Raw genomic sequence first — 16,703 nt, forward strand, 5'->3', positions numbered from 1 at the left:
GGCTTCCCCTTAGCGTTTTGACAATTTTTCTTCAATAGTTGCAATCATTTCGTCACGAACTTCTTTGACTGGAATCTCAACAATTACGGAGCCAAGGAAACCGCGAACAACCAAACGTTCCGCAGTCGCCTTATCCAAACCACGACTCATGAGGTAGTACATGTCTTCTGGATCCACCTGACCGATAGAAGCCGCGTGACCTGCAGTAACGTCATTTTCATCAATCAAAAGAATTGGGTTGGCATCTGAACGCGCTTGGTCTGAAAGCATGAGAACACGGCTTTCTTGTTGCGCATCTGCTCCCTTGGCACCCTTGATGATGTGACCGATCCCATTGAAGGTCAAAGTTGCTTTTTCAAGGATAACCCCATGTTGAAGGATATTTCCGATTGAGTTGCAACCATAGTTAGTCACACGAGTGTCAATCCCTTGAACCTGACGACCACTTGAAAGAGCTACGACTTTAAGGTCAGCATGGCTACCATTTCCAATCAAATCGCTATCAAAATCAGCAACAACATTTCCTTCGTTCATGACACCGATTGCCCAGTCAATGCTTGCATCGTTGCCTAGTTTACCACGGCGGCTAATGTAGGCAGTGACATTTTCACCTAAACGGTCAATAGCAGCAAATTTCACTTGTGCACCAGAACGAGCAATCACTTCAACTGTGATATTGGCAGTTGCCTTCGCACTACCTTCACCTCGTGACTCTAAACGTTCAAGATAACTAATCTTAGAATTTTTACCAGCGATAATCATAATATGCTTGTTAAATGGCACATCGCTATCACTGTCTTGGTAGAAAATTCCTTCGATTGGCTCTGTAATTTCAACATTATCAGGAATGTAGAGAACAGCACCACTGTTAAAGTAAGCTGTATGGTAGGCTGCCAACTTGTCATCGTCATACTTAACAGATGACATGAAGAATTCCTCGATAAGTTCGGGAATTTCTTCTAAAGCTGAGTGGAAGTCTGTAAAGATTACTCCTTGTTCAGCCAATTCAACTGGAGTTTGTTCAAAAACAGTCTGCGTTCCTACTTGCACCAACTTCAAGTGATTATCTAGAGCCGTGAAGTCAGGAACATTTGCTGAAGGCTCACTTTCTGTGATGGTTCCATCTCCCAGATTCCAACGGTGAAATTTGACACGCTCAATGACTGGTAATTCCAAACTCTCAATCTTATCAAAAGCTTTTTGACGGAGGTCAGCCAACCAGCTTGGTTCAGCGTGCATTTCTGAAAAAAGTTTAATATTCTCTTTAGTCATTTACTTCTCCTAAAAGATACGAGGGAATTACAATTCTTCCTTGTAGTCATATCCAAGTTCTTCAGCTAGTTTCGCGTATCCTTCACGTTCCAAGCGTGCAGCCAATTCTGGACCACCAGAAAGGACAACACGACCTTCCATCATCACGTGGACCACGTCTGGTGTGATGTAGTTCAAGAGACGTTGGTAGTGAGTGATAATCATAGCACCAAAGCCTTCACCACGCATGGCATTGACACCTTTAGACACAACTTTAAGGGCGTCAATATCAAGACCTGAGTCAATCTCATCCAAAAGGGCAAATGTTGGTTCCAACATCAAGAGTTGAAGAATTTCATTACGTTTTTTCTCACCACCTGAGAAACCTTCGTTGAGGTAACGCTCTGCCATTTCTTCTTTCATGTTGAGCAATTCCATTTTCTCGTCTAGTTTAGTGATGAACTCACGAACTGAAATCTTTTCATCATCTTCTTTACCAGCATTCATGGCTGCACGAAGAAACTCTGCGTTGGTAATTCCAGGGATTTCAGATGGGTATTGCATAGCAAGGAAAAGACCCATACGCGCACGCTCGTCTACTTCCAATTCAAGGATGTTTACACCATCAAACAAGACCTCACCTTTAGTAACTTCATAGTTAGGGTTCCCCATGATAGCGGCAGAAAGAGTCGATTTACCAGTACCATTTGGTCCCATGATAGCTGCGATTTCTCCTGTTTTCAGGGTCAGGTTAACCCCTTTCAAAATTTCTTTTCCTTCAATCTCAACGTGAAGATCTTTGATCTCTAATACTGACATGATAGTTCCTTTCTTTTTCTGGCCTACTTCCTTTATCCTTAGAGAAATCACTTACATTTCTCTAAAAAATACAAGAAAAGGTCCATAAATATACTCTACTAGTATAACAAAAAAAAGCCTAAAAGGCTTTGATTTTGTTTAGAAGCTAGTGACTAATCCTTGCGGTTTAGGTGCTGATCAATGGCATCTACTATTTTCCCCATTACATAACTTAACCTAAAGTTTCGAAAAAGTAGAATGGCCCAAAAGGCTGCCATGAAATAGCGACCCGTCATCCAAGCTTCATTGAAAAAATAAGTCTCAGCAGCAGTAAATAGTGCTATCACGATAAATTGTTGTCTAGTCATAGGATTATTGTACCATGAAATCCACTTTTAGTCTTCTTCGACCATGACTTTATCAGCCAGAAATTCAAATCCTTCTGGAATCAGACTGTCTTCTGCTTCTTTTTCAACTTGAGAAGATTTAGCTTTAGCTGAAAAGGCCGCTCGAACCTCTTTCCATTCCTCTAAGGAAATCGCCAAGATTTCAGGTGAAAAACCTGCTGCCTGACTGAGGATGTTGCCAAACATGGTATTGAGATTGTCCCGTTTCATGGTTTGCCCTGCATTGAAATTAGACTCAAAGGCTAAAATAGCATGGTGTTCGTTTGCCGCAACTGGTTGAGAACCAACGAGCAGAGCCTTATCCGGACCAGCTAAGCTTTCAATCACTTCTCCCCATGCATTTTGGAGGCGAATCAAGTTTTGCCGTGCCAAATCAGGATTTTCGACAGCTTCTTGCAGGATAGTCTGAACTTTGTTGCGATCCACTCGATAGACTGTCTTGGAAGTGGCTGGACGGCTAGGAACTGGCACCACTTGTTTAGGAGCTGTTTCAACATTGGCAAGTTCTTGTTTGAGACGAGCGACTTCCTGTCTCAGTGCAGCTATTTCACCTTCGACAGCTTCTGAAAGCACTGGTTCAGGCTTAATCTCAGCTAAACGAATGGTCATCATCTCAGCATAAATCTTAGGTTGCAGGCTTGCTTTCATATCTGCCAAGCTCACAGTCGCTATTCGAATCATTTCAAAGAGGCTTCCCTGAGATAAAGCTAGATTGTCCATAAAAACTGGACTATGATGAGTATTTTCGCCACCCGTCTGGACGACCAGTAAATCACGCAAATACAGCAAGAGATCCGTCACAAAACGAGTCATGCTCTTGCCATTCTCAAATAAAAGATTCAAAGAATCAAGTGCTTTTGGAACATCCTGTTGAGACAAGGCAGCTACATAGTCATCTAGTGCTGATAAACTAATGGTGCCTGTAATCTCCTCAGAGATAGCAGTCGTGAGCTCGTTTCCCTGTGTTAAACTCAAAGCTTGATCCAGAATGGACAAGGCATCCCGCATTCCACCTTCAGCTCGTCTGGCAATGATTTCCACAGCCTCCGGTTCAGAACTGATATTTTCTTTTTCTAGAATATGATAAATATGCTCCTTGATATCTTGAGTTTTAATCGATTTGAACTCAAAACGTTGAACACGCGATAAAATGGTTGCAGGAATCTTATGCAATTCAGTGGTCGCCAAGATAAAGACAACATTCTGAGTTGGCTCCTCAAGAGTCTTCAAAAGCGCATTGAAGGCTCCCGTAGACAGCATATGGACCTCGTCAATAATATAGACCTTGTAACGTGCTAAGCTAGGTGCATAGGTAGATTTGTCGCGAATTTCACGGATTTCATCAACTCCATTATTCGAAGCTGCATCCATTTCGATAACATCTTCTAAACTACCTTCTGTCACTGCCTGACAGATATAGCAGTGATTACATGGTTCTCCATCCACTTGATTTGGGCAGTTCATGGCCTTGGCAAAAATCTTGGCTACGCTAGTTTTCCCAGTTCCACGAGGGCCTGAGAAGAGATAGGCATGACTAATCTTTTCCTGCTCGACCGCTTGTTTTAGGGTTTTAGCCACAACCTCTTGACCTACCAGTTGTGAAAAAGTTTGGCTTCTATATTTTCGATAAAGTGCTTGATACATTAGGCTTTCTCCTCAAACATCGTAAAGTCCCATTCTGTCTTCTCAAGCAAAATAGCGACAAATTGTTCCAAGTAATCACGGTCAATGGCATTGTAATCATCAATAAGTGAAGAATCCAAGTCTAAGACACCCAGCAATCGACCATTCTTGAGCATGGGAACTACGATTTCACTCTTGGCCATACTATCACAAGAAATATAGTTTGGATAGGTGCTCACATCGCCAACCAAAACAGTCTCTTGAAACTCAGCAGCTTCTCCACACACGCCTTTCCCAAGCGGAATGCGAATACAAGAAACACCACCCTGAAAAGGCCCTAAAATCAACTCGCTACCATCAAACAGATAAAACCCTGCAAATACAGTATTGGGAAAGCGAGATTTTAGGAGGGCACTAGCATTTGAAAGATTGGCAAGAACATTGGTCTCACCTTCTAGTAAATAAGAGAGTTCCTCATTTAACATTTGATATTGTGATTGTTTTTCTGAATCTAACATAGAACTATTATATCAAAAATGGGAAAGAGACAAAAGAAAAATCCCTTGTTTTAAACAAAGGATTTTGTGATTATCAATTGATTAAAGTTCGATATCACCGAACAAGTCAGCCATTGAGAATCCTGTTTGTGTTTCTGGAAGTTCGAAATCACGTTTTTCTTGACGTTTTGGACGACGTGGACGAGCAGCACGTTTTTCTTCTTTTTGTCCTTCTTCTTGAGCTGGACGTTCTTCAAGAGCTTTGATAGAAAGTGATACACGTTCTGCGTCAGCGTTAACATCAAGGACTTTAACAGTAACTTCTTGACCAACAGTAAGAGCTTCTTTGGGATTTTCGATACGTTTGTGTGAAATTTGTGATACGTGAACAAGTCCATCGATACCTGGCAATACTTCAACAAATGCACCGAAGTCAGTCAAACGTTTAACTGTTCCTTCTACTACATCACCTTTAGCCAATTTTTGCTCAACGCCATCCCATGGTCCAGGTGTTGTTGCTTTAAGTGAAAGTGATACGCGACCTTCTTCTTCGTTAAGATCAAGGATCTTCACTTCGATTTCTTCACCAACAGTTACAACTGATTTAGGTGATACATTACGTTCGTGTGACAATTCAGTCAAGTGAACCAATCCGTCAACCCCACCAAGGTCGATGAAAGCACCGAAACTTGTGATACGAGCAACTTTACCAGTTACGACATCACCAACAGCCAATTTACCGAATACTTCAGCACGAGCCGCTGCAGTAGCTGCTTCAACAACTTCACGACGTGAAAGGATGAAGCGGTTTTCTTTAGGATCAACTTCTTTGATTTTAGCATCAAATTCTTGACCTACGAAACGCTCAGTGTTACGTACGAAACGAGTATCCAACATTGAAGCTGGGATAAATCCACGAACACCTTCAAATTCTACTGAAAGTCCACCTTTAACGGCACGAGTTCCTTTAACAGTAACAACTTCTTCTTCGCGTCCTACAAGTTTGTCCCATGCTTTGCGAGCTTCAAGGCGTTTTTTAGATACAAGGTATGTAACTGTATCAGTATCTTTACCAACTACTTGACGAAGTACAAGAACATCCAATACTTCTCCTACTTTAACAAAGTCATTGATATCTGCATCGCGATCGTTTGTCAATTCGCGAAGAGTCAAGACACCTTCAACACCAGTCCCAGAGATTGCAACGTTAGCTTGAGTCGCATCAACTGTCAATACTTCAGCACTAACAACATCACCAGGCTCAACTTGGCTAACGCTATTTAGCAAATCTTCAAATTCGTTCATCTAAAAAATCCTCCAACAATCAAGTCTTTTCCAAAACTTGACATACTTATAATTTTTTTCCTAAGCACCCGCCAGAACATGTTCGTATTGTTCACGTCTTTCAATATAAAAATAAAATACCCTAAGATATTTTTCTTTTTATCTTGAATTTATTACCTAAGAACTGGGGTAGCTGGATTCGAACCAACGCATGAGGGAGTCAAAGTCCCTTGCCTTACCGCTTGGCTATACCCCAATGATGAGATGGAGAGAGAGGGATTCGAACCCCCGAACCCGAAGGAGCGGATTTACAGTCCGCCGCGTTTAGCCTCTTCGCTATCTCTCCAATGCTTAACGAAAACTATTATATCATGAAATTTTCAAAAAAACAAGCATTATTTTGTTAAATTATAGTTTTCAATCAAAATTTCCACAGCTTTTTCAAGTTTTTTATAAAAACTATCGACATTTCCATTCTTTATGATGGCAAATTGACTATCTAATTCGGCAATTTCGCCAATGACCTTTTTTCCAATCGTCAAAACGTAACCTTCATAACTATCTTTTCCAACAGTCACTTTTGCATCTGTTAATTGGATTTCAATTTTCTTATCTTTTTTACTCATACTTTACCTCTTTTCACTTTTTCTATTGTACAAGAAAAAACTCAAACTAGCAAGAAAAAACTCCATTTCAGCCATTACAACTGCTATGGAGTTCTTCTTTACTTCGTGTCTTTTAGTCCACTTTGACAATCCATCCCTCTGGTGCTTCCACATCACCAAATTGGATACCGGTCAATTCATCATAGAGTTTACGTGTCACAGGCCCTACTTCTGTTTCACTATAGAAAACATGGAAATCATCGCCGTGTTGAATGCCTCCAATTGGTGAAATAACCGCTGCCGTACCACAAGCACCTGCCTCTACAAAACGATCCAAATTGTCGATTGGGACATCGCCTTCGATCGGTGTCAAGCCCAAGCGGTGTTCTGCCAAGTAAAGCAAGGAGTACTTGGTAATAGACGGCAAGATTGACGGGCTTAATGGCGTAACAAATTCATTATCTGCCGTGATTCCAAAGAAGTTTGCCGATCCGACTTCCTCAATCTTGGTGTGGGTAGCTGGATCTAGGTAGATAACATCTGAAAAATGACGTGATTTTGCCATTTTACCTGGAAGGAGACTTGCAGCATAGTTCCCACCTACCTTGGCCGCACCCGTACCATTTGGAGCTGCACGGTCGTATTCATCCTGAATCAAGAAATTAGTTGGAACCAAACCACCCTTGAAATAGTTACCAACCGGCATAGCAAAGATGGTGAAAATATACTCTTCTGCTGGTTTTACCCCGATAATATCTCCAACACCAATCAAAAGTGGACGAAGATAAAGGGTTCCACCTGTTCCATATGGTGGGACGTATTCTTCATTTGCACGCACAACTGCTTTACAAGCTTCTACAAACATTTCTGTCGGAACTTGTGGCATCAAAAGACGGTCGCAAGTACGTTGCAAACGCTTGGCATTTTCGTCAGGACGGAACAATTGAACACTGCCGTCCTTGGTACGATAGGCTTTCAATCCCTCAAATGCTTGCTGTCCATAGTGGAGACTTGGAGAAGACTCTGAAATATGCAAGGTTGCATCCTCTGTCAATTCTCCTTGATCCCATTGACCATTTTTGTAATGAGCGATATAGCGATAAGGTAATTTCATATAAGAAAATCCAAGGTTTTCCCAATCAATTGCAACTGTCATGTGTTTCTCCTTTATACTATTCAAACTATGTGTTCTATTCTACACTTTTCTAGTAAAATTTCAAGTATTATTTGTAATTTTCTGAAAATTTTTTCAACATAAAGAAATCAGCCCCTTGGACTGATTCTTTTTAAGGATTTGCTTTATCCTCTTTAAAGACTTCTTTGAGGTAAGCATCAAAAACTTCTTCATCTGAAATGGTGTCTGAGATAAAGCTTCCGTTGCTAGTACGTTCTGACAAGTTCAAATCTTGCAATCGGCTTTCATAGATTGTTCCCTTATTAGATTGAACAAGTAACGTTTGGTCGTTTTCTTCTACTTCTGTACTAAAGAGATCACCAACGAAACCTTGCTCTGCAACTGCTCCAGCTAAGAAGACACGGTGCGGTTTGTTTTTCAACTCACGCAAGACTTGTAGACCTCGTTTGGCACGGCTGGTTGCTGGAATTTCCTCAATAGAAACACGTTTTAAACTACCACGTTGGGTCAAGATGTAGAAGGATGAAGTGTTACAGATAAAGGCGGCCTGAAGCACATCATCTGCTTTCAGGTTCATGGCCTTGACACCCGCAGCCTTGGCACCGACAACTGGAACCTCTTCGACATTGAAACGAAGGGCATAACCATTTTGACTAATCAAGAGAACATCATCTAGTTTGATTGGAGCTACTGCTACAATCTGGTCTGTCTCGTCTTTGAGTTTGGCATACTTGACAGACTTAGACTTGTAGGTTCGCCATGGAGAGAATTCTTTGCGTTCTACGCGTTTGATTTGACCAAGACGAGTTGCTGCAAAGTAGGTAGTCGCATCATCAAACTGATCCACGACTTCTACATAAAGGATTTCTTCGTTAGTTTCAAAGTTTGTAATGGTCTGGCTCAAGTGCTCTCCGATATCCTTCCAGCGAATGTCTGCCAATTCATGGATTGGTCGATAAATGACATTTCCAAGAGTTGTAAACATCAAGAGGTGCTGGGTAGTCTTGGCAGCTTGCACAAAGATCAGACGATCATCATCACGCTTGCCAATTTCTTCCAGAGTGGATGCTGCAAAGGAACGTGGGCTGGTACGCTTGATATAACCTGCCTTAGTCACGCTGACATAGGTATCTTCCTCGGAGATAAGACTAGCTGTGTCAATCTCGATTACTTTTGCAGTATCTTCCAAAGTACTCAAACGTGGTGTCGCAAATTTCTTCTTGACTTCACGAAGTTCTTTCTTCATGAGATTGTACATGGTACGTTCATCACCAATGATAGCAGCAAGCATAGCGATCTTCTCACGAAGTTCTGCTTCTTCTTCCTGCAAGACAACCACGTCTGTATTGGTCAAACGGTAAAGTTGCAAGGTAACGATGGCCTCAGCCTGCTCTTCTGTAAACTCATAGCTGACCTTGAGGTTTTCCTTGGCGTCAGCCTTGTTCTCAGAAGCTCGGATAAGGGCAATGACTTCGTCCAAAATCGAAATCACGCGAATCAAACCTTCGACGATATGCAGACGTTTCTCAGCCTTTTCCTTGTCAAAGCGTGAACGAGCCAAAATCACTTCACGACGGTGGGCAATATAGCTAGACAAGATTGGCACAATCCCAACCTGACGAGGAGTGAAATTGTCAATCGCCACCATGTTGAAGTTGTAGTTGATTTGCAGGTCTGTGTACTTGAAGAGATAGTTAAGAACCAGCTCGGTATTGGCGTCTTTCTTGAGTTCGATAGCGATACGAAGACCATCACGGTCAGACTCATCACGAACCTCAGCAATCCCTGCAACCTTGTTATTAACACGAACATCATCTATTTTCTTGACCAGATTGGCCTTATTGATTTCATAAGGAATCTCGGTGATAACGATTTGTTCCTTGCCACCTTTTAGCTTTTCAATCTCCGTCTTGGAACGAACAACCACGCGCCCTTTCCCAGTTTCATAGGCCTTCTTGATTTCGTCTCGCCCTTGGATGATTCCTCCCGTCGGAAAGTCTGGTCCAGGCAAGAATTCCATGAGTTTATCAACCTTGGCAGTCGGATGGTCAATCATGTAAACCGTCGCATCAATAACCTCAGCCAAATTATGGGGTGGTATATCTGTGGCATAACCAGCCGAAATCCCAGTCGAACCATTGACCAAGAGGTTTGGAAAGGCTGCTGGCAAAACAGTGGGTTCTTTCTCGGTATCGTCAAAGTTCCAAGCAAAAGGAACTGTCTTTTTCTCGATGTCCTGGAGAAGGTAGCCTGCAACCTCAGACAAACGTGCCTCGGTATAACGCATTGCCGCAGGCGGATCACCGTCCATAGAACCGTTATTACCGTGCATTTCGACTAGAATCTCACGATTCTTCCAGTCCTGAGACATACGGACCATGGCATCATAGATAGAACTGTCCCCGTGTGGGTGGAAATTCCCCATGATGTTCCCGACAGACTTGGCAGACTTACGGTAGCTCTTGTCAAAAGTATTGCCATCTTTATTCATCGAATAAAGAATACGACGCTGAACCGGCTTCAATCCATCACGAATATCTGGCAAAGCCCGGTCTTGAATGATGTACTTGGAGTAGCGACCAAAGCGCTCTCCCATGATGTCCTCAAGGGACATGTTTTGAATGTTAGACATAATAATTCTCTTTTTAGTGTTTTATTTAAAGTAAATCTATATTTTATAAATTTAACTGTTTCTTTGTAGGTAGTGAGAAAAGAAGAGCAATCCTACTAATCCTAGAATGAATAAAAGATTAATTTTAATAACAAATAAGCTAAGTAGGGTATTAATTAGGCCGTGAAAAATGGCGCAATAAAGGATCGACTTAGTCTTTTTGAAAACAGCTGCTAGAAGAATACTGAGATAAATTGCAAATAGACTGAATAATATAAAAGGCATCCTACTTTGGGAACTTCCAATCACAAACCATAAAGGTACATGCCATATTGCCCAAATACAACCTGTTATCAAACCGGAAATCCAAAAGGAGAATCTAGTTTCCAAAGTTGGTTGCAAGATGCCTCGCCATCCCAATTCTTCTTCGCCACCATAAACACAGACTGCACTCAAAAAAACAACAAACAAATTTCCTAGTGGAAAAGCCGGATTAAGCTCCTTAGATGAGAAAGCAATGACACCTGTCTGCACGAAAATTAGTAAAAGAAATAACAAAATATATTTCTTTGAGTCTCCTAAGATAAAAGAGACTATGCTTTTAATGGATTTTTGAGGCAAACAAGAAATGGCTGCAATGGTTGGACCGAAACCTCCTAGTAGATGGAGAAAAACTCCCAGTGGACTCGTTAGACCTAAGAGGCTCATTTGCGTCAGAAAAGCGAGCAATCCCCAACCAAATCCCCAAGAAATGAGAAAACTAATCAGTAAAAATTTTGTTATCTTATTATTTTGTAAATGTTTCATTTGTTTCGAGTCTTTCCTCAGCATACTGAATCATCTTCTCAGCCACTTCCTTATCATAGTCAAAGCCCATCTTATGAGCAAGGGATTGAGCCTCTTGGTGGAAAAGTTGCATCGTAGCAAACAAAGACTGAGTGATTTTCTCTTTACTTGAAAAATCAAGCAGAACAGAAAATTCCTTCTCTTTCTCTGTAGGTAAATACTGGAAAAGATACTTATAGTTCTTACCGATATCAACAGTCCCTCTATCACTTGCGACCTGCCAGGCCAAGACCTTCAAGAGTTCTTGCTGACAAATACCGTAGAGATGGTCAGTTGCATAGAGAAGTTGCTTGCGACAGATTCCCTTGGCCACATAGGCTGATACCCACCAAAATTCATTGCAGGCTTTTTTAAAATCAATCCCACTAGCTGGACTTGTCCAGTAACGCCCTGGACTTGTAGTATAGGACTCAAACAAGCCTTTCTCATCTTTCAAAACTGTATAATCAGCTTCACTATCCACCCACTCTTGAATGTGGTCTTTGGGGCAGAGGGTCAAATCTATTCGATTGCCATCTTCAAAGAGCATGAGATAGAGGCGGCGGTTACCTAGGACATTATGCTGCTCAATGATACGTTTGCTAAAGGAGTCCAGCCAAGAAAGGGCACTCGTCAGATTATCTAAGTCGTCCACAATATAGACCACATCATAGTCTTGAAACTCGTCTTTTGGACCCTTTGGATTTGTCCGTGAACCAGACATGGCGACAGCCTCGACTTGGAGATTTTTTGCGATTTGTAAAATTAGATTCAACATTTCGGATTCAGTTCTCATATTAACACCTGTTCTTTATTTGATATTACTGTCTATTAGCATGCTATTTCTCAAGTTAAATTAGTTAATCAATTATAACAGATTTAGCTATCCTTCTCTCAAAGTTTTTAATTTCGACAAAATTCTAGATTCATCCATGCTTAAAATAACAAATAGAGTCGAAGTATAGATGTCATCGTACCATTGTTCCAGTTCATCGTCAGTCAAATCAAGATGATATTGATTTGAATTATTGTGTCTTAAACCGAAATTATTATACACTTCAAAAAGTTTTTCAAACGCGATAACCTTTTGATTGTTAACTTTCAAAATATCTTTTAATTCTTCAGAATTATTTAGTTCTCTCCTAAACGGTTCAAGGTAGTTCGCTAAAGCAATAAGTATTTCTTTTTTTCTCTGAATATTCCCCTTATTTGAAAAATGATTATATTCTAACACCTTTATCGCATCTTGAATACTCGTTTCAGATATAATCTGAGAAACTTCCGAGGCATAGGCATTCTTTTCAACGATGATTTGACGACCACTTTCTAAAATAAGAAACTCATGATTCGATAAATCTAGAACTCTGTTGATATTTTCTCTAACAGCATACACATCATCCCTTAATAAGGGATGATTCGGGTTTATAATCGACAACATATCATTTAAAAGCTCAGCAAAAATAAAAAGTTCTTCTAATTCATTATCCGCTTGAGATAAGCAAAACTTTAAGAACTCATCAAAATCTATAAAAGTTCTACGATTTTGATAATTAAGAAATTTATGTTTTAGTTCCTCTAACAATCTATTCGATAACAAAATACAGAGATTATCAAATTCCGTGCTCGGGTTAAAATTCATACCATCTAAGATTTCAAAATAATTTTTTCTAACCATCAGAAAACAGTACTCTCCTCCAAGGTAAACTTGACATTATCTTCAATCCACTTACGGCGTGGTTCGACCTTATCACCCATGAGGACATTGACGCGGCGTTCGGCGCGTGCTAGATCCTCAATCGTGACACGGATGAGGGTACGCGTTTCTGGGTTCATGGTTGTTTCCCAGAGTTGGTCCGCATTCATCTCACCAAGTCCCTTGTAGCGTTGAAGGGTAGCTCCTTTGCCGAATTGCTTACGAAGTTCTTCTAACTCTCCGTCCGTCCATGCATAGGCCACTTCTTCTTTCTTGCCTTTACCTCTAGACATCTTGTAAAGAGGCGGAAGGGCGATATAGACATGTCCTGCCTCAACTAGCGGACGCATGTAACGGTAGAAAAATGTTAAGAGCAAGGTCTGGATATGAGCACCGTCTGTATCCGCATCGGTCATGATAATGATTTTGTCATAGTTGGCATCTTCAATAGAGAAGTCTGCTCCGACACCCGCGCCGATAGTATAAATCATGGTGTTGATTTCCTCATTTTTGAGGATATCTGCCATCTTGGCCTTGGCTGTATTGATAACCTTACCACGAAGGGGCAAGATAGCCTGGAACTTACGGTCACGACCTTGTTTAGCCGAACCACCGGCAGAATCACCCTCGACCAGATAAAGTTCATTCTTGGCAGGGTTTTTGGACTGGGCTGGCGTTAATTTACCCGACAACAAGCCCTTGTCTTTCTTGTTCTTCTTGCCATTTCGGCTCTCATCACGCGCCTTACGTGCTGCTTCACGAGCGTCACGAGCCTTGATAGCCTTACGGATAAGATTGGAAGCTAGTTCTCCATTTTCCATAAGGAAGAAGGTCAACTTATCAGCCACAATACCATCGACAATTGGACGAGCTAGCGGGCTTCCTAATTTGTCCTTGGTCTGTCCCTCAAACTGGAGGTGTTCTTCAGGAACGAGAATTGATAGAACGGCTGCTAGTCCCTCACGATAATCTGAACCTTCTAGGTTTTTATCTTTTTCCTTGAGGAGCCCAGTCTTACGCGCGTAGTCATTCATGACCTTAGTAATGGCTGACTTGAGTCCTGTCTCATGCGTTCCACCATCTTTAGTACGAACGTTATTGACAAAAGACAAGATGTTATCTGAAAATCCATCATTGTACTGGAGGGCAACTTCCACTTGGAAACCATTGTCTTCGCCTTCAAAGTATAGAACTGGCGTCAAGGTTTCCTTGTCTTCATTCAGGTAAGAAACAAAGTCCTGAACTCCGTTCTCATAGTGGAACTCGATTGCTTCATCTGTTCGTTTATCAGTCAAAGACAAGGTCACATTTTTTAAGAGAAAGGCTGACTCATTGAGTCGTTCCGAAATGGTATTGTACTTGAAGTCTGTCGTAGAAAAGATAGTCGCATCAGGCATGAAGGTAACCTTGGTACCTGTCTTAGATTTGGGTGCTGTACCAATTTTCTTCAAGGTTGTGACGGGTTTCCCACCATTTTCAAAACGTTGCTTGTAGACTGCGCCATCACGAGTGATTTCAACTTCCAGCCAACTTGATAGGGCATTAACGACTGAAGATCCCACTCCGTGGAGACCACCAGATGTCTTATAACCCCCTTGACCGAATTTCCCTCCTGCGTGGAGAATGGTAAAGATAACTTCAACTGTTGGAATGCCCATGGCATGCATTCCAGTTGGCATCCCACGACCATGGTCTTGAACGGTTAAACTTCCGTCTTTATTGATAGTCACATCAATGCGGTCACCAAATCCAGACAAGGCTTCATCGACTGCATTGTCCACAATTTCCCAGACTAGGTGATGGAGACCAGCACCGTCAGTTGATCCGATATACATCCCTGGACGTTTACGGACCGCATCCAACCCTTCTAGCACCTGAATGGCATCATCATTGTAGTTGTTAATATTGATTTCCTTTTTTGACACAAGGAACCTCCTATTTGTTCATCTTTTCTATTTTACAGGTTTTCTAGGGATTTTGCAAAATTTTTCCCATTCAGCTGTCACAATTTCACAAGATATTCTCAGCCTTTCTACACCATTTCATGGTATAATAGACACATGATGACATTTGTATTATTAATTTTAGCTTATCTGCTAGGTTCGATTCCGTCTGGTCTATGGATTGGACAAGTTTTCTTTCAAACAAATCTGCGTGAACACGGTTCTGGAAATACCGGAACGACCAATACTTTCCGCATTTTAGGAAAGAAAGCAGGTATGGCAACCTTTGTGATTGACTTTTTCAAAGGAACCTTGGCCACTCTCCTTCCAATCCTTTTCCACCTACAAGGTGTATCTCCTCTTGTCTTTGGACTTTTGGCTGTGATTGGACATACCTTTCCTATCTTTGCAGGATTTAAAGGGGGCAAGGCTGTCGCAACCAGTGCTGGAGTTGTTTTCGGATTTGCGCCTGTCTTCTGTCTCTACCTAGCAGTCGTATTCTTTGGAACCCTCTATCTAGGTAGTATGATTTCCCTATCTAGCGTCGTTGCTTCTCTCGCAGCCGTTATCGGAGTTCTCCTATTTCCACTATTTGGTTTTATCCTAAACAGCTATGACCCTCTTTTTATCGTGATTATTTTAGCACTTGCTAGCTTGATTATCATTCGTCACAAGGATAATATCACACGCATCCAAAATAAAACTGAAAATCTAGTCCCATGGGGATTAAACTTGACACATCAAAATCCTAACAAATAAAACGCCAGTTTAAACTGGCGTTTAAAAATATTCTATTACACTAGTATCCTGGTGAAGAATTTTAATATATAAACTTTCTAAGTAATAATTTTCATGGTGGAAATAAAAATGAAAAATATAATTAGTGATCGTATATCAAATAAGCAAATTATAAAAGATTTTATTAGCAATTTCATTGGCTCTTTGAGCGGGAAATCTTTCAATTTTGCTTTAGGTTTGATGCTACTGGATCAAACAAAATCTGCAATGAGTTTTGGGATTAATATGATTATTTATCCTTTAGTCAGTTTGATTTTCTTAGTTCCCATTGGTAATCTAGTAGATAGATACCCACACAAGAAAATTTTAATATATAATTTCATCTTTAGGATTTTTATCTTTCTTTTGTTTTATGCTTTTTATTTTCTTATGGATTCTTCTAGTATCTTATATCTAGTAATTCCATTTGTAATACTCCACTCTATTACAGTCAATATAGGTGATACTTGTTATTCAGCCTCAATTCATGAATTAGTAAATGATAAAAAAATTCAAAGATTAAGTTCTGTTACACAGACTGCCATTGCAATTGCAACCATGCTTTCTCCAGCTATTGGAGTCATTTTTTATGGAGTCAAAGAAATCATTCAATTTCTTAAAGAAAATCAAATTGTAAAATACATTATTCTTGTAAGTGCTATCCTCAATTTTTTCTACACATCTATCAGTATTGGGGTGCCCTTTGTATTAAAAGAACAACTTCTGTTAGATAACTCGACAGTAGGAATGCTTGAAACTATGGCCGCAGTAGGAATGCTTTTAGCCAGTATTTCAATGTCACTATTGCCAGATAAGAAAGAAAACAACATCTTACTCTCGAGTAAGATAACCATGCCACTTGTTCTCTTAACTATGGCTATTATTGGTTTAGGCGTCACATTTGCATCAACTAACTCTCAAATTATTATTTCTTTTCTTGGTAGTATATTTATGGGAATCATAGCGTTTACTCTTGTTGTTTTAAATATTATTGTGATGACTTACCTTCAAAGTACTATCGAAACAAAATTTTTAGGCAGAGTAATGAGTACTTTATTTACACTAAATACATCTATCATGCCGATAGGTACCCTAGTATTCACTTATCTTTTTCAAAAAGAAGTGAATGGAGGGTTGATATTCATATTTGGGGGAGGGACCCTCCTAATATATATAATTATAATGTTACCTAAAATTTTTAGAATACTAAAAATTGAAAACTAATTTTAATTATAACTTAAAATTTAAGAGTTG

15 protein-coding genes and 2 tRNA genes are annotated in these 16,703 nt (G+C 40.5%); 2 read left to right on the top strand and 15 right to left on the bottom strand.

Annotated elements, in window-relative coordinates; translation table 11 throughout:
• Nucleotides 1-9: 9 nt before the first annotated feature.
• From sufD to parE, 15 genes are all read right to left on the bottom strand, one after another.
• Nucleotides 10-1,272, bottom strand: a complete 1,263-nt coding sequence (gene sufD / locus BLS46_RS03035; RefSeq protein WP_042902171.1) for a Fe-S cluster assembly protein SufD — start codon at nucleotides 1,270-1,272, stop codon at nucleotides 10-12.
• Between the two features lie 27 nt (nucleotides 1,273-1,299).
• On the bottom strand, nucleotides 1,300-2,070 hold the full coding sequence (gene sufC / locus BLS46_RS03040) for a Fe-S cluster assembly ATPase SufC (RefSeq protein WP_000114489.1): 771 nt from the start codon (nucleotides 2,068-2,070) through the stop codon (nucleotides 1,300-1,302).
• Between the two features lie 152 nt (nucleotides 2,071-2,222).
• Nucleotides 2,223-2,417 carry a DUF3272 family protein gene (locus BLS46_RS03045; protein WP_000198269.1) on the bottom strand — a complete coding sequence of 65 codons (195 nt, stop codon included), beginning with the start codon at nucleotides 2,415-2,417 and terminating at the stop codon, nucleotides 2,223-2,225.
• A 27-nt stretch (nucleotides 2,418-2,444) separates the two neighbouring features.
• Nucleotides 2,445-4,100, bottom strand: a complete 1,656-nt coding sequence (gene dnaX, locus BLS46_RS03050; protein WP_042902170.1) for a DNA polymerase III subunit gamma/tau — start codon at nucleotides 4,098-4,100, stop codon at nucleotides 2,445-2,447.
• Entirely contained in the window at nucleotides 4,100-4,597 is a 498-nt protein-coding gene (locus BLS46_RS03055) for a GAF domain-containing protein (protein ID WP_009013631.1), read from the bottom strand. The genes dnaX and BLS46_RS03055 overlap by 1 nt, the downstream gene beginning before the upstream one ends.
• An 81-nt stretch (nucleotides 4,598-4,678) precedes the next feature.
• The gene (gene rpsA, locus BLS46_RS03060) at nucleotides 4,679-5,881 is read right to left on the bottom strand and encodes a 30S ribosomal protein S1 (protein ID WP_001001617.1); all 1,203 of its coding nucleotides are present in this window, start codon (nucleotides 5,879-5,881) and stop codon (nucleotides 4,679-4,681) included.
• Nucleotides 5,882-6,044: 163 nt separating this feature from the next.
• A tRNA-Gln gene (locus BLS46_RS03065) sits at nucleotides 6,045-6,116 on the bottom strand.
• A 9-nt stretch (nucleotides 6,117-6,125) separates the two neighbouring features.
• Nucleotides 6,126-6,206, bottom strand: a tRNA-Tyr gene (locus tag BLS46_RS03070).
• 49 nt (nucleotides 6,207-6,255) lie between these two features.
• A complete protein-coding gene (locus BLS46_RS03075; RefSeq protein ID WP_000037107.1) occupies nucleotides 6,256-6,486 on the bottom strand; it encodes a DUF2969 domain-containing protein in 231 nt (76 codons plus the stop codon).
• Nucleotides 6,487-6,598: 112 nt separating this feature from the next.
• Entirely contained in the window at nucleotides 6,599-7,636 is a 1,038-nt protein-coding gene (locus BLS46_RS03080; RefSeq protein WP_306806747.1) for a branched-chain amino acid aminotransferase, read from the bottom strand.
• A gap of 115 nt (nucleotides 7,637-7,751) precedes the next feature.
• On the bottom strand, nucleotides 7,752-10,232 hold the full coding sequence (gene parC / locus BLS46_RS03085) for a DNA topoisomerase IV subunit A (protein ID WP_093585595.1): 2,481 nt from the start codon (nucleotides 10,230-10,232) through the stop codon (nucleotides 7,752-7,754).
• 51 nt (nucleotides 10,233-10,283) lie between these two features.
• A complete protein-coding gene (locus BLS46_RS03090) occupies nucleotides 10,284-11,018 on the bottom strand; it encodes a CPBP family intramembrane glutamic endopeptidase (RefSeq protein WP_093585597.1) in 735 nt (244 codons plus the stop codon).
• Nucleotides 10,999-11,832 (bottom strand): aminoglycoside 6-adenylyltransferase, encoded by an 834-nt coding sequence (locus tag BLS46_RS03095; protein ID WP_093585599.1) that lies wholly within the window; start codon nucleotides 11,830-11,832, stop codon nucleotides 10,999-11,001. The genes BLS46_RS03090 and BLS46_RS03095 overlap by 20 nt, the downstream gene beginning before the upstream one ends.
• Before the next feature lie 87 nt (nucleotides 11,833-11,919).
• A complete protein-coding gene (locus tag BLS46_RS03100) occupies nucleotides 11,920-12,711 on the bottom strand; it encodes a tryptophan--tRNA ligase (RefSeq protein WP_093585601.1) in 792 nt (263 codons plus the stop codon).
• Complete coding sequence (parE, locus tag BLS46_RS03105) at nucleotides 12,711-14,654, bottom strand: DNA topoisomerase IV subunit B (protein ID WP_093585603.1); 1,944 nt, start codon at nucleotides 14,652-14,654, stop codon at nucleotides 12,711-12,713. The genes BLS46_RS03100 and parE overlap by 1 nt, the downstream gene beginning before the upstream one ends.
• A gap of 135 nt (nucleotides 14,655-14,789) precedes the next feature.
• Here parE and plsY point away from each other — a divergent pair, with 135 nt between their 5' ends.
• Entirely contained in the window at nucleotides 14,790-15,431 is a 642-nt protein-coding gene (plsY, locus tag BLS46_RS03110) for a glycerol-3-phosphate 1-O-acyltransferase PlsY (protein ID WP_093585605.1), read from the top strand.
• Between the two features lie 108 nt (nucleotides 15,432-15,539).
• Nucleotides 15,540-16,673: an MFS transporter gene (locus tag BLS46_RS03115; RefSeq protein WP_093585607.1), complete on the top strand. Its 1,134-nt coding sequence runs from the start codon at nucleotides 15,540-15,542 to the stop codon at nucleotides 16,671-16,673.
• Nucleotides 16,674-16,703: the final 30 nt, after the last annotated feature.

Source organism: Streptococcus sp. NLAE-zl-C503, from assembly GCF_900104285.1.
Taxonomy (GTDB): domain Bacteria; phylum Bacillota; class Bacilli; order Lactobacillales; family Streptococcaceae; genus Streptococcus.